Source organism: Yoonia vestfoldensis, from assembly GCF_002158905.1.
In the GTDB taxonomy this organism is placed as follows: Bacteria; Pseudomonadota; Alphaproteobacteria; order Rhodobacterales; family Rhodobacteraceae; genus Yoonia; species Yoonia vestfoldensis_B.
Genome location: NZ_CP021431.1, coordinates 3,217,106 through 3,237,500, shown reverse-complemented (window position 1 = coordinate 3,237,500; position 20,395 = coordinate 3,217,106). Strand labels below are relative to the sequence as shown.

The window sequence follows — 20,395 nt, the reverse complement described above, 5'->3', positions numbered from 1 at the left end:
GTCCTCCTCGACCCACCAAAATTTTGGGGCGTTAGCTCAGCTGGGAGAGCACCTGCTTTGCAAGCAGGGGGTCATCGGTTCGATCCCGATACGCTCCACCACTTCTTTTGCGCAGCAAAAGAAGCGCGGGTGGCCGTGATTTGCGCAGCAAATCATGAGAACCTGCATGGTCCCAACATCTGGCACAATCAGCACAGTTTGACCGTCAAGCAGCTTTGGCTGTTTTGCCGTCCAACTGGACGTTGCGGCTTCGGTCGCATTTTACATCGTATAGAGAGATACAACATCAGAATAGAGGCGCCCCGCGTGAGGGGATTGCCAGATGGGTTTAGGCCCTGAAAATCTATTTTGTTCCAAGTCAAGTACACTAACCGGAACAGCAGTAATGCTGTTCGAACGGTGTCAGTTGCTGAACCAGCGGCTGGCACTGCAATGTATGCATTTTGATTAAGGTTGGGTTTGAATAACAAAAGGGCCCAACCACAGAAGAAGCCTTGCTTTTTCTGGATCAAATCAAGCGCGAAAAGGGCGTTTGGTGGATGCCTTGGCAGTAAGAGGCGATGAAAGACGTGATACTCTGCGATAAGCCATGGGGAGCTGAGAATAAGCTTTGATCCATGGATTTCTGAATGGGGCAACCCACCTGATACTTTGTTGTTATTATACATTCCTTTTGGGGTGTCTGGTTAACAATGGGGTAAACCAGGTATTTGTAGACTGAATACATAGGTTTACAAAAGCAAACCCGGGGAACTGAAACATCTAAGTACCCGGAGGAAAGGAAATCAACAGATACTCCCCTAGTAGCGGCGAGCGAACGGGGACCAGCCGAGCCATGAATGTGATTAGAATGTGTTGGAAAGCACAACCAGAGTGGGTGACAGTCCCGTATAAGAAGCATGATTGGACGTATTAAGTAGGGCGGAACACGTGAAATTCTGTCTGAACATCGGAGGACCACCTTCGAAGGCTAAGTACTCCTTACTGACCGATAGCGAACCAGTACCGTGAGGGAAAGGTGAAAAGCACCCCGACGAGGGGAGTGAAACAGTACCTGAAACCGAACGCCTACAATCAGTTGGAGGGCCCTTGAGGCCTGACAGCGTACCTTTTGTATAATGGGTCATCGACTTAGTGTATCTAGCAAGCTTAAGCCGTTAGGTGTAGGCGCAGCGAAAGCGAGTCTGAATAGGGCGATTGAGTTAGATGCATTAGACCCGAAACCGAGTGATCTAGGCATGTCCAGGATGAAGGTTAGGTAACACTAACTGGAGGTCCGAACCCACACCTGTTGAAAAAGGTCGGGATGAGGTGTGCCTAGGGGTGAAAGGCCAATCAAACTCGGAGATAGCTGGTTCTCTGCGAAATCTATTTAGGTAGAGCGTCGGACGAATACCCTCGGGGGTAGAGCACTGGATGGGTAATGGGGACTCACCGTCTTACTGATCCTAACCAAACTCCGAATACCGAGGAGTAATATCCGGCAGACACACAGCGGGTGCTAACGTCCGTTGTGAAGAGGGAAACAACCCTAACCTACGACTAAGGCCCCTAATTCATGGCTAAGTGGGAAAGCAGGTGGGACGACCAAAACAACCAGGAGGTTGGCTTAGAAGCAGCCATCCTTTAAAGATAGCGTAACAGCTCACTGGTCTAAATAAGTTGTCCTGCGGCGAAGATGTAACGGGGCTCAAGCCATGAGCCGAAGTCTGGGATGCAATTTATTGCATGGTAGCAGAGCGTAGTGTGACATAGTTCCAAGCGTCCTTAATCCCTTTCGGGGGATATTGGACGCAGGGAGCTTTCTGTGAAGCCGGCCTGTGAGGGATCCGGTGGAGAGATCACTAGTGAGAATGATGACATGAGTAGCGACAAAGGGAGTGAGAGACTCCCTCGCCGAAAGTCCAAGGGTTCCTGCTTAAAGCTAATCTGAGCAGGGTAAGCCGACCCCTAAGGCGAGGCCGAAAGGCGTAGTCGATGGGAACCAGGTTAATATTCCTGGGCCAGGAGGATGTGACGGATCTCGAAGATTGTTTGCCCTTATCGGATTGGGCAGGCCGTTTAGAGGTTCCTGGAAATAGCCCTCCGCTAGATCGTACCCTAAACCGACACAGGTGGACTGGTAGAGAATACCAAGGCGCTTGAGAGAACCACATTTAAGGAACTCGGCAAAATACCTCCGTAAGTTCGCGAGAAGGAGGCCCGTTCAGAACGCAAGTTTTGGGCGGGGGCACAAACCAGGGGGTGGCGACTGTTTACTAAAAACACAGGGCTCTGCGAAGTCGTAAGACGACGTATAGGGTCTGACGCCTGCCCGGTGCCTGAAGGTTAAAAGGAGGAGTGCAAGCTCCGAATTGAAGCCCAGGTAAACGGCGGCCGTAACTATAACGGTCCTAAGGTAGCGAAATTCCTTGTCGGGTAAGTTCCGACCTGCACGAATGGCGTAACGACTTCCCCGCTGTCTCAAATGTGGACTCAGCGAAATTGAATTTCCTGTCAAGATGCAGGATACCCGCGGTTAGACGGAAAGACCCCATGCACCTTTACTATAGCTTCGCATTGGCATCAGGCACGATATGTGCAGGATAGGTGGTAGGCTTTGAAGCAGGGACGCTAGTCCTTGTGGAGCCTCCCTTGAGATACCACCCTTATCTTGCTTGATGTCTAACCGCGGCCCGTTATCCGGGTCCGGGACCCTGCGTGGTGGGTAGTTTGACTGGGGCGGTCGCCTCCCAAATTGTAACGGAGGCGCGCGAAGGTTGGCTCAGAGCGGTCGGAAATCGCTCGTTGAGTGCAATGGCAGAAGCCAGCCTGACTGCGAGACTGACAAGTCGAGCAGAGTCGAAAGACGGCCATAGTGATCCGGTGGTCCCGAGTGGAAGGGCCATCGCTCAACGGATAAAAGGTACGCTGGGGATAACAGGCTGATGGTGCCCAAGAGTCCATATCGACGGCACCGTTTGGCACCTCGATGTCGGCTCATCTCATCCTGGGGCTGGAGCAGGTCCCAAGGGTACGGCTGTTCGCCGTTTAAAGAGGTACGTGAGCTGGGTTTAGAACGTCGTGAGACAGTTCGGTCCCTATCTTCCGTGGGTGTAGGATACTTGAGAAGAGTTGCCCCTAGTACGAGAGGACCGGGGTGAACGATCCACTGGTGGACCTGTTGTCGTGCCAACGGCAGTGCAGGGTAGCTATGATCGGACAGGATAACCGCTGAAGGCATCTAAGCGGGAAGCCCCCTTCAAAACAAGGTATCCCTGAGGGCCGAGGTAGACCACCTCGTCGATAGGCCAGAGATGTAAGCGCAGCAATGCGTTCAGTTGACTGGTACTAATTGCCCGATAGGCTTGATTTGATCCAGTAATAGTAAGACTGGCGAAAAATCAGGATACATACACAAACACCAACAGTCGTATAAGACTTGGAACAAACAAAACGCCCGGTAAAAAGGGCACTTCAACCAACAACCTTGGAAAGAAGTGCCTCATAGCACCTGAGTGAGCTGCACGTTTGCTGCGCAAACATGCCTTGCTCACCCAGGTCAAAACCGGGTCGTTTTGACCTGGCGTTGTTTTTTTGGTTTGGTGGTCATAGCGCGAGCAAAACACCCGATCCCATCCCGAACTCGGCAGTTAAGTGCCGCAGCGCTGATGGTACTGCGTCTTAAGACGTGGGAGAGTAAGTCACTGCCAAACCTAATAAACAACGTCATGCTTGCCACACAGCAAGCGTATCTCTCTTACGATGCACCTAATCAGATTAGGTGCGCCATAAATGGCGCGGGATGGAGCAGCCCGGTAGCTCGTCAGGCTCATAACCTGAAGGTCGTAGGTTCAAATCCTACTCCCGCAACCAAAATACGCCAACAACCACAACACCACAGCGCCCCACGGGGCGCTTTTTGCGTTCCCAATTCCCCACTGGAAGCACTGTGGAAGCAACCAAGCCAAACTCAGTACTGTTTGACCTGCTCCCCAATGAGTCCGCTAATTTAGGTTAGCTCTGTTCAGGTTTTGGTCTTCCTTTGACCGATTAGCATATTCTGCTGGTGTCAGGCCAGCGAGGCTTGTGTGATGCACCATTCGTGTCAGACACAAAATCCAGCGACCAACGCTCGCCAGGACGCAATGCTCTGGGCACCGGTGTTCTTGATCCGCGCACGCGTTTACGGCGTCTTCGCCGCCTGACGCCTACTTTTCCTCGGTGTAGAGACGATACAGCTTATTGCTCTTTGATCAGCCCGATTGTCTGGGCTGCGGTAAAGCGTCTCTGTCCCATTGTTTGCTCGTTCGGAGGTTGAGCAAACTCTACATCAAAGTGAGGGAAGTTTCGGGGGGCAGGTCAGCTTCTATAACGGGATGGATCGAAATTTGATCGCAGGTCAGCGGCGTTGTGATCTCTGATCATCTTGTTTAATGCCAGAGATCGCCTGAATCAAATTGTCCTCGGTCACCTCCGCGGCACTCAGCTCTCGCATGACCTTTCCTGCGAACATCGCGACGATCCTGTCCGAGACATGCAAAACCTCTGGCATTTCCGAGCTGATCACGATCACGGCAAAGCCTTGGGCGGCCAGATCTCGGATCAGATTGTGGATCTCAGATTTGGAACCCACGTCGATCCCGCGTGTCGGTTCATCCACGATCAGCACCTCGGGGTGCATCGACAACCATTTGCCGATCACGATTTTCTGCTGGTTACCCCCCGACAGGTTGCCGACGGCCTGCCGCCAGCCCGGCGTACGGATGTCGAGTTTCTCGCGGTATTTGTCAAAAATCGCGATTTCGGCGTTGTGGTTGACGAAAGGCCCCTTGGTCAGGCGGCCCACCTGTGGCAGCGACATGTTGTCTTTGCAGTTCATCCCCAGCACCAGACCCTGATCCTTGCGATCCTCGGGCACGAGTGAAATGCCCAAGCGGATCGCGTCGATGGGAGATGTGATTTGCACCTCCTGCCCGTTAAAAAGGATCTGTCCGGCAGAGGGCGTCCGGAGGCCAAAAATGGTTTCGGCAATTTCGGTTCGGCCGGCACCGACGAGGCCGTAAAAGCCCAGTACTTCACCTTTACGGACAGCAAAGCTGATGTCGTCGAACAAGCGTCCACAGCTGAGATTGCGTACCTCGAGTGCGGTGTCGCCCATCTGGTGGTGGCTGGCGTTGCGGGATAGATCAAGGCTGCGCCCGATCATCAGCTGCGTGACCTCATCCTCATTCGTGTCCGCCGTGTGCAACGTGCCGCGATATTGTCCATCGCGCAGCACGCTGATCCGGTCGGTGATCTTGAAAATTTCTTCCATCCTGTGCGAAATATAAATGATCCCGACACCACGCGCTTGCAGATCGCTGATCACGTTGAACAAAACGATCTTTTCCGCATCTGTCAGCGATGCCGTGGGTTCATCGAAGATCACCGCACGCGGATCGACCGTCAGGGCGCGCCCGATCTCGACCATCTGCTGGTTGGCGATCGATAGATCGCCCACACGGGTTTTCGCGTCAAAACTGACGTTCAAGGTCTCAAGGATACGGTCTGTCGCAGCATAGAGCTTATCCCAGTCCACGCGCCCGAAGGATTTGAGAGGCAATTCCCCCAGAAAGATATTCTCCGCTACGCTGAGTTCATCCGCAAGGCTCAGTTCCTGATGGATGAACATCACTCCCATCGCCTTGGCCTGTTTGGGCGATGTCATGACGACCGGATCATCACCGATAAAAATCTGCCCTGCATTCGGGGCAAGAACACCACCCAACACCTTCATCAAGGTAGATTTTCCGGCACCGTTTTCGCCCATCAACGCATGTACCTCGCCCGGGCGCAGATCGAAGGACACACCATCCAGCGCGCGCACGCCGGGGAAGGCTTTGACGATGCCTTCTAACCGCAGGGCGGGTTTGGGGTTGGTCATATCTTCAGCTCCTCTTTGCCCTGCCGGTTCAGATGCCGGTCCAGCACCAGTACGGCGATCAGGATCAGGCCGATGACAAGGTTCACTGTCTGGGTATCGGCTCCAATATGGCCCAACCCTTTGCGCAGCAGTTGAATGGCGATGACCCCGCCAAGGGTGCCGATGATTGACCCGTACCCCCCCGCCAGCTTGGTCCCGCCCAGCACGACGGCGGTGATCGCCCACAGTTCGTACAGCATCCCGTCATTAGGGTTCACCGATCCGCTTTCGGAATAAAACACGGCAGCCGATAGCGCGGCAAGAAATCCGATCAGCATGAAATTCCACATGATATGCGGCCCGACACGGATGCCGGCATTCACCGCCGCATCGCGGTTGTTGCCGATGGCATAGGCGTTGCGACCATGGTTGGTGCGCGTCGTGATCCACCACAATACAAGCGCTGCCCCCAGCAGGAACCATGACGCAGTATGCAGGCCCAGAAACTGCGCCTCGGCAAAATCCACAAGTGTCCAGTTCAGATGGCTGGTCGGCTGTTCGCCGTTATACATGAATACCAGCCCGCGAAAGCCCAGCATTGACCCCAGCGTGACAATGAAGGCATCGACGCCGGTTTTCCACACGATCAACCCGTTGATGGCCCCCAGCACGACCCCCGTCGTCAGCGCAAAGCCCCAAGCCAGCGGGATCGCCCAATCGCCCAGCTCCTGCATGAAGGGCCAGGTCATACTGTCCAGCAGAACGATCGCCGCCAAGGCAAAGGTCGCCCCCACGCTCAGATCGATATTGCCGTTGATCATGATGATCGTCATGCCCAGCGCGATGATCCCGATGGGCGCGGATTGTTTCAGCAACAACAGCATGTTGTCGAAATCCATGAAGGCTTGATCCGATGCCGACAGATAATTGCCGGCGATGGAAAAGAACGCGAGTTCCGCAACGATAAAGACCCAGATGCCGCCTTGCTTGATCAGGTCCCTGCGGTTTTGGCTTGTCATAGCAGCCTCCCCTTACGCGATGGGGGACCACAGATGGCCCCGCTTGGCCGCGACATCCAGCCAGACGGCCAGAATAATGATCGCCCATGTGACCATGTATTGAACGTAGAAATCGAGGCCCATTAACAGAAGCCCGTTCTGGATGAACCCCAGGATCAGCACACCGATCACCGTCTTGAACACGGTGCCGGACCCGCCCAGCAAGGACGCGCCCCCCAGAATGACTGCCGCCAACACGACCAGTTCCTGCCCCTGACCCACAGTATTCTGGCTGCCAAGGCTGCGGCTGGCCTGCAACAGCCCCGCCACCGCCACGCAGAAAGACGACACCAGATAGGTCATGAACACGACCCGCGCGCGCGGGATGCCCGAAAACGTCGCCGCCTGCCCGTTGCCGCCGACCGCATAGACCTGCCGGCCAAAGGCTGTCTTGGATAACAGCAGGCTGAGCAGCACCGCGAGCAAGGCGAAGATCAGGATCGGCACGGGGATGCCCAGCACCCGGTCCTGACCGAAAAACGAAAACCATGTGCCGGATTTGTCGGCAATATCCATGTTCTTGCCGCCCGACCATGTTAGCGTCAGACCGTGGATGGCCGACAGCATGCCCAAGGTGACGATCAGGGAATTCAGCTTGAGATACCCGACCAGAAACCCGATGAATGCGCCCAAAAGCAGGGTCAGCGCGAACATGGCGGGGATCGCCATCGCAGGGCCGATCTTGTCATGCAGGTCCAGCACGACAATGGTGGAAAACGACATCATCGACCCCACCGATAGATCCAGATTGCCGCCGATCACCACAAAGGTGACACCCAGCGCCATCACCCCGATGATCGCGGATGACCGCACCACGCCAAGGATATTGTCCATCGCGATAAAACGTTGGTTGGCGATGGCAAAAACGATCATGAACAGCACGAAGGCAATCAGGATTCCCTGTTTGGCCAGTAACGTGCCGAGAGTCTGTCGTGTCATGCTGGACATCATTTCCATCCCCCAAAACAGTGGTTGCGTCAGGCAAAGGTGGGATGCGTTCCCACCTGCCACCTGCAAAAGGTATCACATAAAGCGCGCAGGGCGGACAAACCCGCCCCGCGCGATCTCTGGGGGAGAGATCAGAACACGGGCTTGGTGTATTCGTCCATGTTGGTTTGCGTGATCTTGGGGGTGTCGAAGTAATTCAGGAACGGCACGTCTTCGCCGTTCAGGATGTCGATGGCGGTTTGCAGCGCCGCTTCGGCATCATCGACGGGGGATTGATAGATCGACCCCCAGTAATCGCCTTCGGCCATCGCATCATAGCCCACGGCAAAGTTCGTGGCACCGACAAAAACGATCCCTTCACGACCAGCCGCACGCGCCGCGTTCAGCGCGCCAATGCCCATGTTGTCATCGCCGGAATAGACACCGTCGATATCGTCATACTTGATCAGGAACGCTTCCATTACCTGCTGGGATTTTTCGCGGTTCCAGTCACCTGGCTGGGTTTCCACCAGCGTCACGTTGGGGCAAACCTCTGGCAGACGATCATCGAAACCCTGCTGGCGTTCGATCGCGGTGGTATACCCGGGTTGGCCGGAAATCTGCACAACGCGGGCCTCGTCCTGAATACCCAGCGCGGTAAAGCGTTCGCACATGATTTCGGCAGAGCGCGACCCTTGGGTCACATTGTCGGGGCCGGAAAACGACCGGATGAAATCGAACCCCTGTTCGGCGATATTCGAATTGGTCACGACGACAGGGATGCCTGCGTTATGCGCACGGCGCACGGCGGGGATCACGGCTTCGCCATTGGTGGGCCAGATGATGATGGCATCGACCTGCTGCTGGATCAGATCTTCCATCTGCGCCAATTGGCGCGCAACATCACCTCCCGCGTCTAGCACGATGGCGTTGACATCGGGGTTGGCCTCGGCGGCGGCGATAAAGGCGCGCTCATAGGTCGTCTGATAGCTGTCGACGCCCACGTTGTTCTGGGTAATGCCGACCGTCATGGTCTGGGCAGCAGCCGCCGCACCGAACATGGCGGTGGAACAGGCAAGCGCTGCGGTGATTGTCATTTTCATTCTAAATCCTCCCGTGGATCACTGTGTTCCGACTAAAGGCAACCTCCCTGCCTTGGGACTATGCCCCGTCTAGCCGACCCCGTCAAAAAGCGTGATTCCCAGATGAAAAGACCCAGAAATATTATTCAAATGGGATATAATTTTATCCATTATGGATTTTATGCCAATATCACCCCTGATCATTTTGGCTCATTTGCAAAGGGAAGAACATGAAACAGCCACGCAGGCGGTCCGCCGCCCCACAGAACCCAGGTCCAATGCAACAGAGCGTCGCACGAAATATTCATTCTGGACATGCAGTCCCCGTCGGGTCTGCGGGTCTGTCTGGTGTGATGCCTGCCGCCGATCTGGACCGTCTGACGCAGTTTTTATCCAATCTGACGATGGAGATCGACAATGCCATCGATCCCAATACCGCCAACCCGCATTTGAACATGATCCTGCATCTGCTGCAAAGCCATTCGGCAGGGCGGATCGTCTCGCCTTCGTCGATGGTGTCGGCGGCGGGGGTGCCCTATGCGACTGCAACCCGCAAACTGGCCGAGATTCAGGATGCCGGGCTGATCGAACGGCGTGCGCGCACCAAGACCGGCAAAAGCTTTTCCCTGCATCCCAGTTCCGACCTGCTGGAAGGGTTTAGCCAGCTGGCTGACCGGATCGACCGGCTGGTGCGCGCCTCGTTCGAGGTGATGGACCCGTCGCCCGAAACCACCGACTATTACTTCGGCGGTTCTTACCAACCCGGGCGCGCGGCGATCCCGCCCCTGTCGGCACTTGCCCAACCCCTCAAGCTGTCGGGCGGTTTGCGCATCCTTGTCCATGGTGATCCGACCTTCATGGTCATGGAAGGGCTCAAGCGCCAGTTCGAACAGATCGTCGGCACCAATATCCACCAGCGCGCCTTTTCCATCGACCGGCTGCGCGAAGAGGCTTTGCGCAACGCTGAACGGCCCAAAAGCCGCTATGACTTGATCGCGATCGATCTGCCTTGGGTCGGAGAATTCGTAGAAAAAGGCGTGATCCGGCCTTTGGATGAGGTGATGGATATCGCCCGCCTTGATCCCGCGGATTTCCACACCGCGGGCTGGCGCGCCGCGCATTGGGGCGGGCGCCCCTACGGCGTGCCCAGCCAGACGACGCCGGAGCTGTTGTTCTTCCGTAAGGACTGGTTTGCCAACGAGGCCATAGAACCGCCGACCACGACCGCCGGTGTTATCGATGCCGCGCGCCATTTCCACAATCCCCAGCGCGGACGGTACGGCGTGGCATGGAACGCGGCACGCGGCACCGCATTGGGGCATACGTTCATGATGACCTGCGCGGCCTTTGGGCAGCCGATCATCGACATCCCGAAAATTGCAGGCGGGTTCGATACGGACAATCTCGCCAAAGGCGGGTTCACCCCCACGCTGAACACCGACCGCGCGCTGGAAGCCGCCGATTACCTGATGCAGCTGATGGATTATTCCCCCCCCGATATCCTGTCGATGTCGTGGTACGAACGCGTGCGCCCCTACGGCGCGGGCCATGTCGCGATGGCCTATGGCTATACCCTGCTGGCCCCCTATTTCGAGCTGGACCAAAACAGCCCCGCGCATGGCAATACTGGCTATTTGGTGCATCCGCACGGACCACAAGGCGCACCGATTGCGCCGGTGGGCGGCTATGTGCTGTGCGTGCCGACCAACCTGCCCGACGAGCGAATCGATGACACGGTCGAGGCGCTGGTGTCCTTTACCTCGCCCGGTGCGCAGAAGCTTTACGCACAGAACGGTAGCCGGACCGAACCGCGCTATTCCGTCGGTGCCGACCCCGAAGTGCGGCGGCTGTCGCCGATCTTTGGCCTGCTTGACCAGATGTCATGGCGCGACGAGCTGCAATTCTGGCCGCGCCCGCCGATTCCGCAGGTGTCGCAGATCATCAACATCTGTGGCCATGAATTGCACGACATGCTGCGCGGGATCGTCAGCCCGCGTCACGCGCTCGACCGGGTGCAGGCCCGCGCCGAACAGATTTTACGACAATAGAATACCCAAGGGAGGAAACCATGGACCCCAATCGCCTTAACGGAAAAAACATCCTGATCACCGGTGCCGGTCGCGGCATGGGGGCGGCCAATGCCGAAAGCTTTGCCGCCCAAGGCGCGAACATCTGCCTTGGCGATCTGGATCTGGACGCCGCACAAGCCGTCGCCGACAAGATCAACGCCGCAGGCAACGGCCGCGCGATTGCGGTGCATATGGATGTGACCAAACGCGCTGATAACGCCGCCGCCGTTGCAGCAACGGTCGATGCTTTCGGATCGATCAATGTTGGCGTCTTTAACGCCGGCCTGAACAAGCCCCGTTTCTTCATGGATATTGATGAGGATAACTGGGACCTGATCATGAACGTCAACACCAAGGCTATGTGGCTTGGCATGCAGGAAACCGCCCGCCAGATGATCGCGCAGGGGCCGATGCCGGATCATCCCTATAAGCTGATCAATGTGGGTTCCATCGCGTCACGCAAACCGCTGGTCGATGTGACGGTCTATTGCACCTCGAAATACGGCTGTTTGGCACTGACCCATTGCGGGGCCATTGGGCTGGCCGAACACAACATCACCGTCAACGGCTATGCACCGGGGGTGGTGGTCACGCCGCTGTGGGAGCAGCTGGACAAGGATCTGGTCGAAATCGGCTTCAAGGATCACGAAGGTCAGGCCTATGATGATATCGTGCGCGATGCGCTGCATATCAAACGCGTCTCCTATCCCCGCGACATCACCGGCACTGCGTCTTTCCTCGTCAGCGATGACAGCGATTACATGACCGGCCAGATGATCCATATCGATGGCGGCTGGTGCATCCAGTAGCCTGATTTTCATACATTTTTTCAAGAAACATTGGTGCGCTTCCTGCACCATGAAGGAGTAAGCCATGTCCCGCGCCCTGATGCCGAACCTTTTGACCCCGCAAGACCTCGAACCCAACTGGGAATGGCGCGAACGTTTGCCCGCTTGGGGCCATACCACGGTGGATTTTGAACGCCGCATCGACCACGACCGTCTGCGCCGCTACCGTCTCGCCCGCACTCGGCAGGCCTTGCAGGCGTCCAACGCGGGTACGCTGTTGCTGTTCGATGTGAACAACATCCGTTATGTGTCCGCGACCAAGATCGGCGAATGGGAACGGGACAAGATGTGCCGCTTCTGTCTACTGACGGGCGATGATAGCCCCTATGTCTGGGATTTTGGCTCGGCGGCGATGCACCACAAACGCCATGCGGACTGGCTGGAACCTGATCATTGCCTGGCCGGTGTCGTCGGAATGCGCGGAACTATCCCGCCCGAATTCGGATTGATGCAGAAATACGCCAAGCAAATCGCAGGACTGATCCGGGATGCCGGCATGGCCGATATGCCGGTAGGTGTAGATTATGCCGAAACCGCGATGTTCCATGCCCTGAAAGAAGAAGGCATCAATGTCGTCGATGGCCAGCAGATCATGCTTGCGGCGCGCGAGATCAAGAACTGGGATGAAATCCAGCTTTTGACGCAGGCCGCCGCGATGGTCGATGGCGTTTATCACATGATCTATGAAGAGCTGAAACCCGGCGTGCGCGAAAACGACATCGTCGCTTTGTCCAACAAGATGCTCTATGAAATGGGGTCGGATGATGTCGAGGCGATCAACGCGATTTCCGGTGAGCGCTGTAACCCGCATCCACATAACTTTACCGACCGGCTGATCCGCCCCGGTGACCAGGCGTTTTTCGACATCCTGCAAAGTTATCAGGGCTATCGCACTTGTTATTACCGGACGTTCAATGTGGGCCGCGCAACGCCGTCGCAGACCGATGCCTATACCAAGGCGCGCGAATGGATCGATGCATCAATCGCGATGATCAAACCGGGTGTGACGACGGATAAGGTCGCAGCCGTTTGGCCAACGGCGGAAAGCCTTGGTTTTGCCAATGAGGATCAGGCGTTCGGGCTGCAATTCGGGCATGGCTTAGGCCTCGCGCTGCATGAGAGGCCCATCATCAGCCGTGCAATTAGCATGGATCACCCCATGGAAATCAAGACTGGCATGGTCTTTGCGCTGGAAACCTATTGCCCCGCCACCGACGGTTACTCCGCCGCACGGATTGAAGAAGAGGTGGTTGTGACCGAAACAGGCTGTGAGGTGATCAGCCTGTTCCCCGCCGAAGAACTGCCGATTGCCAACCGGTATTAGGGCCCGCAGGGGTGCGCAGAATACGCACCCCCCGCCATCCGTAGGGTGCGCATTCTGTGCACCGAACCCCAAACAAGGGATCACCCCATGGCCAAGACCAAGACCAATACCGAAGATTACCTGCGCATGTACCGCCAGATGGTCCGCATCCGCACGTTCGAGGACAACGCCAACCAGCTGTACCTCTCCGCCAAGATGCCTGGCCTCACGCATATGTATTCCGGCGAAGAGGCCGTCGCCGTCGGCATCTGCGAGGCGCTGAGCGACGATGACCGCATTACTTCCACGCACCGTGGTCACGGACATTGCGTCGCCAAGGGCGCGAATTTCCGCGAAATGTTCTGCGAACTTTTGGGCAAAGAAGAGGGCTATTGCCGTGGCAAGGGCGGGTCGATGCATATCGCGGACCAAAGCCACGGCAATCTTGGCGCCAATGCCATCGTCGGCGGGTCGATGGGGATCGCCACAGGCTCTGCCCTGCGCGCCAAACTTCTGAGCCAGAATGATGTCACGGTCTGTTTCTTCGGCGATGGGGCCACGGCACAGGGCCTGCTCTATGAGGTGATGAACATGGCCGCCCTTTGGCATCTGCCGGTCATCTATGCCTGCGAAAACAACGGCTATTCCGAATACACCAAGACCGAGGAAATTGCCGCCGGTTCCATCACCGCCCGCGCCGAAGCCTTCGGAATCGAGGCTTTCAAGGTCGATGGGCAGGATGTGCTGGCCGTCAACGAACTGACCCAGAAATTGGTTGCGCGGTGCCGCAAGGGCGAAGGCCCGTTCTTCATCGAATTGATGACCTACCGCTATCACGGCCACCATGTCGGCGACATCAACCGCGAATATTACCGGTCGAAGGACGAAGAGAAGGATTGGAAAGAAAACCGCGATCCCATCGTGCGGTTCCGCGCATGGTTAGTGGAGCAGGGCATCGCCACCGAGGCCGAGATCGAGGCGATGAACGCCGAGATCGAGGAAGATGCAACAGCAGCCGTCGCTTATGCCGAGGCCGCCAAATACCCCGATGTGTCCGAAGTGGACATGCATGTTTACGCGGATTGAGGAGCAACCATCATGCGCGAAATCACCCTGTCTCAAGCCGTCAATGAAGCCATCGCCGAAGAAATGCGCCGTGATCCCACGGTATTTCTATTGGGCGAAGATGTGGCTGAGGCTGGCACCCCCTTTAAGGTGCTGTCTGGTCTGGTTGAGGAATTCGGTACTGAGCGTGTCATCGATACACCGATCTCCGAGCCTGGTTTTGTGGGTCTTGCCGTTGGTGCTGCCATGACCGGCGCGCGACCGATCGTAGATTTGATGTTCGGCGATTTCATCTATCTGGTGATGGACCAGCTATGCAATCAGGCCGCCAAACAGCATTACATGTCGGGCGGCAAATTGTCGGTGCCAATGGTGCTGCGCACGAACATGGGCGCGACCCGCCGGTCTGCTGCACAACACAGCCAGTCCTTGCAGGCGCTGGTGGCGCATATTCCGGGGCTGAAGGTCGCGATGCCGTCATCAGCCTATGAGGCGAAAGGACTGATGAAAACCGCGATCCGCGACAATAACCCTGTTGTGATTTTCGAAGACAAGCTGATGTATCAGGACAAGGCCCCCGTCCCGGAAGAGGAATATCTGATCCCCTTTGGCGTCGCGAATGTAAAACGTGAAGGCACCGACATTACATTTATTGCCACGTCATCCATGGTGCAGGTCGCGGAAAAAGCTGCCGAGATTCTGGCCCTCGAAGGCATCAGCGCCGAAGTGATCGACCCTCGCACAATCGTACCATTGGACGAGGACACCCTGCTTGCCAGCGTGCGCAAGACAAGCCGCGCCATCGTCATTGATGAAGGTCATCAAAGCTATGGTGTGACCGCAGAAATCGCGTCGCGCCTTAACGAAAAGGCGTTCTATCACCTTGACGCGCCGGTCCTACGCATGGGTGCAATGGATGTGCCAGTGCCATTCTCGCCCGCGCTGGAGGACGTCACCGTCCCCACCCCCGAAGGTGTCGCCGCCAATGCGCGCAGGCTTTGCGCGGGGGAGATGATACATGCCGCGTGATGTGACAATGCCTCAGCTCGGCATGGCGCAGGACGCGGGCAAGATCGTCACCTGGCTCAAATCGCCGGGCGATGCCGTGACGAAAGGCGATGCCTTGTTCGAGGTGGAAACCGACAAGGCCACGATGGAGGTTGAGGCGCAGGCCAGCGGCTTTCTGACCAGCGTGACAGCGAGCGAAGGCGAAGATGTGCCTGTAGGAGCTGTGATTGCGCAGATTTCTGACACCGCTGATAACGATGCCCCTGCAGCCAAACCAGCTACAGCACCGACCGCGAGCGACGATATGCCTACAGGCAAGTCCGTCACCATGCCCCAGCTTGGTATGGCGCAGGACACCGGCCTGCTAGTCAACTGGCTGAAATCCCCCGGCGATGCTGTGGTCGCCGACGATCTGTTGTTTGAGGTAGAGACCGACAAATCCACGATGGAAGTCACAGCCGGTTTCGATGGTTATCTTGCCGCCACCTTGGCCGAGGCAGGCCAAGAAGTCCCGGTCGGGGCGCAAGTTGCGATCATCAGTTCAGAAAAGCCAGCCAATCCCGTCGCTAGATCGGTGTCTATCGAAGCTGCACCTGCCACGGAACCTGCCGTTACAAAACAGACTTCGGCACCCACGCAGCAAGAGAAGAAACCCACACCACCACCGCCCCCTGCTGCTGCTGGCGGACGAATCCTCGCCTCGCCCAAGGCGCGTAGGCTGGCGCGGGAACAGGGGCTTGATCTGGCACAATTGGTCAAGGCCGGGTATCCGCAGCCTTTCCATGTCGCTGATCTGGACACCCTGCGCGCGATACCCACAGAGACGCCGGTTGCGACAGCCGCCGCCGCAGTGATGTCCTTGACCGCCGAGATTGCCACTGACGGTTTCACCGACTTTGCAGCTTGGGCCGCAAAGAACGGCCTAACTGACGCCGATGCCCTGCTGGCTGGTCTGGCGGGTGCCAGCATGACCGCGCCTTGTACCATCGTGATTGAAAGGTTCGGCCAGCAGCAATCCTATGCTGTGCCCGTGGGGCGGTCTCTATCGGCTGTGACCGCGACCGATGCAGCACCCGACCTGATCCTGCGCGATCTGCGCGGCACGGCTTTGCGCAACGTCTCGCTTGGCGCGACGGACACGCCGGTCCTGACGCTGATGTCGGGCGTGCAGGGCCTGACGATCACATTGGAATGTGCGCCAGCGCAGATGGATGGCCCTGCCGCCATCGGGCTTTTGACGACTTTCGCAGATCGGATGGAACATCCGCTGCATCACCTGCTTTGACCCTTGGGGGGACACATGGACCACACTGATCTTTACATCAACGGCACATGGCACAAGACCGCTGACCGTTTCGACGTTATTAATCCCGCCACCGAGCAGGTCATCGCCTCGGTCGCCAGCGCTGATATTGCTGATGCGAACAAGGCTTTGGACGCAGCCGCGGCCGCGATGGCCGACTGGGCCGCCCGCACCCCGCGCGCGCGATCCGAGGTGTTGCGCCGCGCATGGGAGTTGATGACCGCGCGGCTGGACGACTTCGCCCATCTGATCACGCTGGAAAACGGCAAGGCCAGCGGCGATGCCAAGGGAGAGGCGGCCTATGCCGCTGAATTCTTTCGCTGGTTCGCGGAAGAGGCCGTGCGTGCCGACGGGATGATCACCCATGCCCCCGCATCTGGTGCGCGGATCATGGTCCAGCATAAACCCGCCGGGTTGGCGGTGCTGATCACGCCGTGGAACTACCCGGCCGCGATGGGTACCCGCAAGATCGCACCCGCCTTGGCGGCCGGTTGTGGCGTCATCATCAAACCTGCGTCCGAGACACCGCTGACCATGCTGGCGCTGATGCCGCTGCTGGAAGAGGCCGGCGTGCCCCCCGGACTGGTCAATGTTCTGCCTTCGCGTAAAACCGGTGCTTTGGTCGATCACATGCTGCACGACCCACGGGTACGAGTGGTCAGTTTCACCGGATCAACCGGCGTGGGCCGCAAACTGCTAAAATCCGCTGCCGATCAGGTGCTGAAACCGGCGATGGAACTGGGCGGCAATGCCCCCGTGATCGTATTCGACGATGCCGATATGGACATTGCCATTGACGGCACCATGCAGGCCAAGATGCGCAATCTGGGCGAGGCATGTACCGCCGCGAACCGGATCTATGTGCATGAAGCCATCGCTGCAGAATTCACCAAACGCCTGACCGCGCGGATGGCCGCGCTCAAGGTCGGCGATGGCACCGACTCAAGCGTCGATGTCGGCCCCTTGGTCAATGCCGATACCCGCGACAAGGTGGCCGCCTTTGTCGCCGATGCGGTCGCCAAAGGAGCCAAGGTGGAATGTGGCGGGGTCACGCCCGGCGGCATCGGCTATTTCTATCCGCCGACCGTCCTGTCCGGCGTGCCAGAAAACGCCGATTGCGTGCATGACGAAATATTCGGACCGGTCGCCGCGATCCAGACGTTCACCGACCAAGACGATGTCATCCGGCGCGCCAATGCGACCGAATATGGGTTGGTCGCCTATGTCTTCTCGGGTGATTTCAAACGTGCCCTGCAGGTCTGTGAACGGCTCGATTACGGGATGGTGGGGCTGAACCGTGGCCTCGTCAGCGACCCCGCAGCCCCCTTTGGCGGCACCAAGCAATCGGGGCTCGGGCGTGAAGGCGGGCATGAGGGCATGCTCGAATTCATGGAAACGCAATATATTTCGGCCAGTTGGTAAGGAGGCCACCATGACAGAGATCATCGCAAGCCCCTCGACCCGCCGCATGGCGCGCGACCGGAATGTTGATATCGACAATCTGGCTAAAAAGCTGGGGCGCACGACCATCGGGCCAGAAGACATCGGAACCACGACAACCATAACTCAGAATGGTGACACCAGCTATTGGGATGTGGATCACAGCCAATATGGCCCGGTGACACAGGAGCCGATGACGCGCTTTGCCCAGGTCGCAGCCGGCAACATGGCGGCAGCGCAGGCCTTAATCCCCGCCGTCACCCACCATGATCGCGCCGATATCCGCGCAATTGAAGAGCTGCGCGCCAGCCTGAAGCCACAGGCACAAGCGCGCGGTGTCAAACTGACGGCCCTTGCGTTCCATGTCGCCGCCCTTGCACGGGCATTGCGTAAGTTCCCGCGCTTCAATGCGTCGCTTTCAGGTGACGGGCAGGTGCTGATATTGAAGGAGTATGTTCACATCGGCATCGCCGTTGATACGCCGCATGGTCTGATGGTGCCGGTGATCCGCGATGCTGATCACAAAGGCCTGTGGCAGATTGCGACCGAAATCAGTGATCTCGCAGCCCGTGCACAAGCGCGCAAGATAGGGCCTGCCCAGATGGGTGGGGCGTCGATGACGATCACGAACCTGGGAGGGATCGGAGGCAGCGCCTTCACACCCATCGTGAACCCGCCCGAGGTCGCCATCCTCGGGATCACGCGGCCTGAAACAATTACAATTTGGGACGGTGACATACCGCAGCCGGTTCCGATGGTGCCCCTTGATCTATCCTATGACCACCGCGTCATAAACGGTGCCGATGCAGCAAGGTTCATGGCGCATTACTGCGACCTGATTGGCGAACCGCGACATATGCTGATTTAAGGTCAGGACACATGGAGCCAGTTCCTTCGATTGACTGTTTCAGGGTGTAAATTCAAGACCCGTGACCTTCTCAGCCGTCGTCTGGCCGGGCCTTTCGTGGCCATCACGCAGGGCCTGGCGCACACAAACGCAAAGGCTGTCCGGCTAATAATCCAATTTACCCGCGATCGCCGTCAGCGCCGCAGCTTCGCTCCGATAATCATCGCGGTGCTCCATCGCCAACCGCACCGCAGGCGCGCGGAACTTAGCTGAATACGGCTTTGAGGTTATCTTTGTTTGTGCTTGTTCTATAATAGGCAATTCTCTGAGAGTTTTGCCCTCCGGTAAACCCGAGGCGGTTCAAACCACCTACCGCCATCTGGCACTTGGTTCAATTCTCTATAAAACGCCCCGCTATTGTGAGGGCAGTTGTTGCTGACAACCAATAACCAGTCTGAATATCGGGAGATGGGGGAACTCATGTTCCGCAAATCCACCCGATCAGACGCGATATTTCTTTAACTTGCCTCAAAAGGAAAACGCGGGTCCGTATCCATCGTCATTGCCCGGCACTGGCCTTGTGCTGTCCCAGTCAAACGACGATATCACCCTCATCAATCTCATTTAAATGAAGGAGTTTAGCATGATCCGTTCGATCCTTGTTGCTGCTGCTACCTTGGCCTTTGCGTCGCCTGTGCTGGCGCAAGCAGATTTTGGCCCATTAATCTCGCCCGCACAGCTTCATGCGGAGCTTGAAAACGATGACATCATCATTCTGGACATCCGCGGCGATGCCTATCGCGAGGCACATATTCCCGGTGCGATCAGCGGTCCTTATGCGCTGTTTCGCGGACCGGCTGAAAACCCCGGTGCGCTGCCGCAACAAGATGCGCTCGAGGCAACCTTGCAATCGCTCGGCATTACAGCTGATCGCCCTGTCGTCGTCGTGCATCAAGGCACGGACGAAACCGACTTTGGTGCTGCGGCAAGGGTCTACTGGACTTTGAAATCGTCTGGTGTCAGCGAACTTGCTATCCTGAATGGTGGCCAGATTGCTTGGAACAGTGAAAATCTTCCAACTAGCAACGAGGTCACAGAGCCTCTTCAATCAAATTTTGATCTGGTGTTTTCGGATCAATGGCTGGCAACGACAGACGAGGTTGTGGCCTTGGTTGATACGGGGAGCGCGTTGCTGTTGGATGCCCGACCAAAAAGTTTCTGGGAGGGTAACGCTGCCCATCCATCAGCCGCACGTCCCGGCACTTTGCCGCAATCGCGCTATTTCGAGCATTCCAACTGGTTTTCCGGCGGTCCCAGCATCGTGAATGCCGATGCGGCACGTCAGCTGGCCACTGATCAGGGTTTGACGGGTGCAGAAGAACTGGTGTCATTCTGCAATACCGGCCATTGGGCGGCGACGAACTGGTTTGCCTTGTCAGAGCTTGCAGGCATCGAGAATGTGAAGCTTTATCCTGAATCCATGGTCGGCTATTCGCAAGGCGGCTATGAGATGGCGAATGTGCCAGGTGTTTTCCGTAATTTGTTGAACCAATTCCGGTAA

General features: G+C 57.1%; 13 protein-coding genes, 3 tRNA genes, 2 rRNA genes and 1 pseudogene (1 of these 19 only partly in view). 14 read left to right on the top strand and 5 right to left on the bottom strand.

Annotated elements, in window-relative coordinates; translation table 11 throughout:
* The 5 genes from LOKVESSMR4R_RS16240 to LOKVESSMR4R_RS16220 form a co-directional block, all read left to right on the top strand.
* Positions 1-18 (top strand) — tRNA-Ile (locus LOKVESSMR4R_RS16240) (it extends 59 nt beyond the left edge of the window).
* Positions 19-25: 7 nt separating this feature from the next.
* Positions 26-101: transfer RNA gene (locus LOKVESSMR4R_RS16235), tRNA-Ala, on the top strand.
* Between the two features lie 410 nt (positions 102-511).
* Positions 512-3,355 (top strand): 23S ribosomal RNA (locus LOKVESSMR4R_RS16230).
* 225 nt (positions 3,356-3,580) lie between these two features.
* Positions 3,581-3,695: ribosomal RNA gene (rrf, locus tag LOKVESSMR4R_RS16225) — 5S ribosomal RNA — on the top strand.
* Positions 3,696-3,778: 83 nt separating this feature from the next.
* A tRNA-Met gene (locus tag LOKVESSMR4R_RS16220) sits at positions 3,779-3,855 on the top strand.
* A 204-nt stretch (positions 3,856-4,059) separates the two neighbouring features.
* Here LOKVESSMR4R_RS16220 and LOKVESSMR4R_RS20295 read toward each other — a convergent pair.
* The 5 genes and pseudogenes from LOKVESSMR4R_RS20295 to LOKVESSMR4R_RS16200 form a co-directional block, all read right to left on the bottom strand.
* Positions 4,060-4,223, bottom strand: a pseudogene (locus LOKVESSMR4R_RS20295) (IS3 family transposase); the annotation flags it as partial.
* A gap of 158 nt (positions 4,224-4,381) precedes the next feature.
* A complete protein-coding gene (locus tag LOKVESSMR4R_RS16215) occupies positions 4,382-5,905 on the bottom strand; it encodes a sugar ABC transporter ATP-binding protein (RefSeq protein WP_087210687.1) in 1,524 nt (507 codons plus the stop codon).
* Positions 5,902-6,903 carry an ABC transporter permease gene (locus LOKVESSMR4R_RS16210; protein ID WP_087210684.1) on the bottom strand — a complete coding sequence of 334 codons (1,002 nt, stop codon included), beginning with the start codon at positions 6,901-6,903 and terminating at the stop codon, positions 5,902-5,904. The genes LOKVESSMR4R_RS16215 and LOKVESSMR4R_RS16210 overlap by 4 nt, the downstream gene beginning before the upstream one ends.
* Positions 6,904-6,915: 12 nt before the next feature.
* Positions 6,916-7,881, bottom strand: a complete 966-nt coding sequence (locus LOKVESSMR4R_RS16205; RefSeq protein WP_420645893.1) for an ABC transporter permease — start codon at positions 7,879-7,881, stop codon at positions 6,916-6,918.
* A gap of 140 nt (positions 7,882-8,021) precedes the next feature.
* Positions 8,022-8,972, bottom strand: a complete 951-nt coding sequence (locus LOKVESSMR4R_RS16200; protein WP_087210681.1) for a sugar ABC transporter substrate-binding protein — start codon at positions 8,970-8,972, stop codon at positions 8,022-8,024.
* Between the two features lie 332 nt (positions 8,973-9,304).
* On the opposite strand from LOKVESSMR4R_RS16200, the gene LOKVESSMR4R_RS16195 reads away from it, so the two are divergent.
* The 9 genes from LOKVESSMR4R_RS16195 to LOKVESSMR4R_RS16155 all read left to right on the top strand — a co-directional run bounded on the left by LOKVESSMR4R_RS16195 (position 9,305) and on the right by LOKVESSMR4R_RS16155 (position 20,395).
* The gene (locus LOKVESSMR4R_RS16195) at positions 9,305-10,999 is read left to right on the top strand and encodes an extracellular solute-binding protein (RefSeq protein WP_237331966.1); all 1,695 of its coding nucleotides are present in this window, start codon (positions 9,305-9,307) and stop codon (positions 10,997-10,999) included.
* 20 nt (positions 11,000-11,019) lie between these two features.
* The gene (locus LOKVESSMR4R_RS16190; protein WP_087210678.1) at positions 11,020-11,829 is read left to right on the top strand and encodes an SDR family NAD(P)-dependent oxidoreductase; all 810 of its coding nucleotides are present in this window, start codon (positions 11,020-11,022) and stop codon (positions 11,827-11,829) included.
* 64 nt (positions 11,830-11,893) lie between these two features.
* Positions 11,894-13,192, top strand: coding sequence for a M24 family metallopeptidase (locus LOKVESSMR4R_RS16185; protein ID WP_087210675.1), 1,299 nt, complete (start codon positions 11,894-11,896; stop codon positions 13,190-13,192).
* An 87-nt stretch (positions 13,193-13,279) separates the two neighbouring features.
* Positions 13,280-14,257: a thiamine pyrophosphate-dependent dehydrogenase E1 component subunit alpha gene (locus LOKVESSMR4R_RS16180; protein WP_087210672.1), complete on the top strand. Its 978-nt coding sequence runs from the start codon at positions 13,280-13,282 to the stop codon at positions 14,255-14,257.
* A 12-nt stretch (positions 14,258-14,269) separates the two neighbouring features.
* The gene (locus LOKVESSMR4R_RS16175) at positions 14,270-15,265 is read left to right on the top strand and encodes an alpha-ketoacid dehydrogenase subunit beta (protein ID WP_087210669.1); all 996 of its coding nucleotides are present in this window, start codon (positions 14,270-14,272) and stop codon (positions 15,263-15,265) included.
* 7 nt (positions 15,266-15,272) lie between these two features.
* Positions 15,273-16,529, top strand: coding sequence for a biotin/lipoyl-containing protein (locus LOKVESSMR4R_RS16170; protein ID WP_237331822.1), 1,257 nt, complete (start codon positions 15,273-15,275; stop codon positions 16,527-16,529).
* A gap of 15 nt (positions 16,530-16,544) precedes the next feature.
* Positions 16,545-17,969, top strand: a complete 1,425-nt coding sequence (locus LOKVESSMR4R_RS16165) for an NAD-dependent succinate-semialdehyde dehydrogenase (protein ID WP_087210664.1) — start codon at positions 16,545-16,547, stop codon at positions 17,967-17,969.
* Between the two features lie 10 nt (positions 17,970-17,979).
* A complete protein-coding gene (locus LOKVESSMR4R_RS16160) occupies positions 17,980-18,855 on the top strand; it encodes a 2-oxo acid dehydrogenase subunit E2 (protein WP_087210661.1) in 876 nt (291 codons plus the stop codon).
* Between the two features lie 622 nt (positions 18,856-19,477).
* Positions 19,478-20,395, top strand: coding sequence for a sulfurtransferase (locus LOKVESSMR4R_RS16155; protein WP_420645892.1), 918 nt, complete (start codon positions 19,478-19,480; stop codon positions 20,393-20,395).

What these genes read in the sequence shown, in the direction of transcription:
- LOKVESSMR4R_RS16195 (WP_237331966.1), top strand. Translation starts at nt 9,305, where the DNA reads ATGCCTGCCGCCGATCTGGACCGTCTGACGCAGTTTTTATCCAATCTG.
- LOKVESSMR4R_RS16180 (WP_087210672.1), top strand. Translation starts at nt 13,280, where the DNA reads ATGGCCAAGACCAAGACCAATACCGAAGATTACCTGCGCATGTACCGC.
- LOKVESSMR4R_RS16210 (WP_087210684.1), bottom strand. Translation starts at nt 6,903, where the DNA reads ATGACAAGCCAAAACCGCAGGGACCTGATCAAGCAAGGCGGCATCTGG.
- LOKVESSMR4R_RS16185 (WP_087210675.1), top strand. Translation starts at nt 11,894, where the DNA reads ATGTCCCGCGCCCTGATGCCGAACCTTTTGACCCCGCAAGACCTCGAA.
- LOKVESSMR4R_RS16160 (WP_087210661.1), top strand. Translation starts at nt 17,980, where the DNA reads ATGACAGAGATCATCGCAAGCCCCTCGACCCGCCGCATGGCGCGCGAC.
- LOKVESSMR4R_RS16155 (WP_420645892.1), top strand. Translation starts at nt 19,478, where the DNA reads ATGATCCGTTCGATCCTTGTTGCTGCTGCTACCTTGGCCTTTGCGTCG.
- LOKVESSMR4R_RS16215 (WP_087210687.1), bottom strand. Translation starts at nt 5,905, where the DNA reads ATGACCAACCCCAAACCCGCCCTGCGGTTAGAAGGCATCGTCAAAGCC.
- LOKVESSMR4R_RS16190 (WP_087210678.1), top strand. Translation starts at nt 11,020, where the DNA reads ATGGACCCCAATCGCCTTAACGGAAAAAACATCCTGATCACCGGTGCC.
- LOKVESSMR4R_RS16165 (WP_087210664.1), top strand. Translation starts at nt 16,545, where the DNA reads ATGGACCACACTGATCTTTACATCAACGGCACATGGCACAAGACCGCT.
- LOKVESSMR4R_RS16200 (WP_087210681.1), bottom strand. Translation starts at nt 8,972, where the DNA reads ATGAAAATGACAATCACCGCAGCGCTTGCCTGTTCCACCGCCATGTTC.
- LOKVESSMR4R_RS16175 (WP_087210669.1), top strand. Translation starts at nt 14,270, where the DNA reads ATGCGCGAAATCACCCTGTCTCAAGCCGTCAATGAAGCCATCGCCGAA.
- LOKVESSMR4R_RS16205 (WP_420645893.1), bottom strand. Translation starts at nt 7,881, where the DNA reads ATGACACGACAGACTCTCGGCACGTTACTGGCCAAACAGGGAATCCTG.
- LOKVESSMR4R_RS16170 (WP_237331822.1), top strand. Translation starts at nt 15,273, where the DNA reads ATGCCTCAGCTCGGCATGGCGCAGGACGCGGGCAAGATCGTCACCTGG.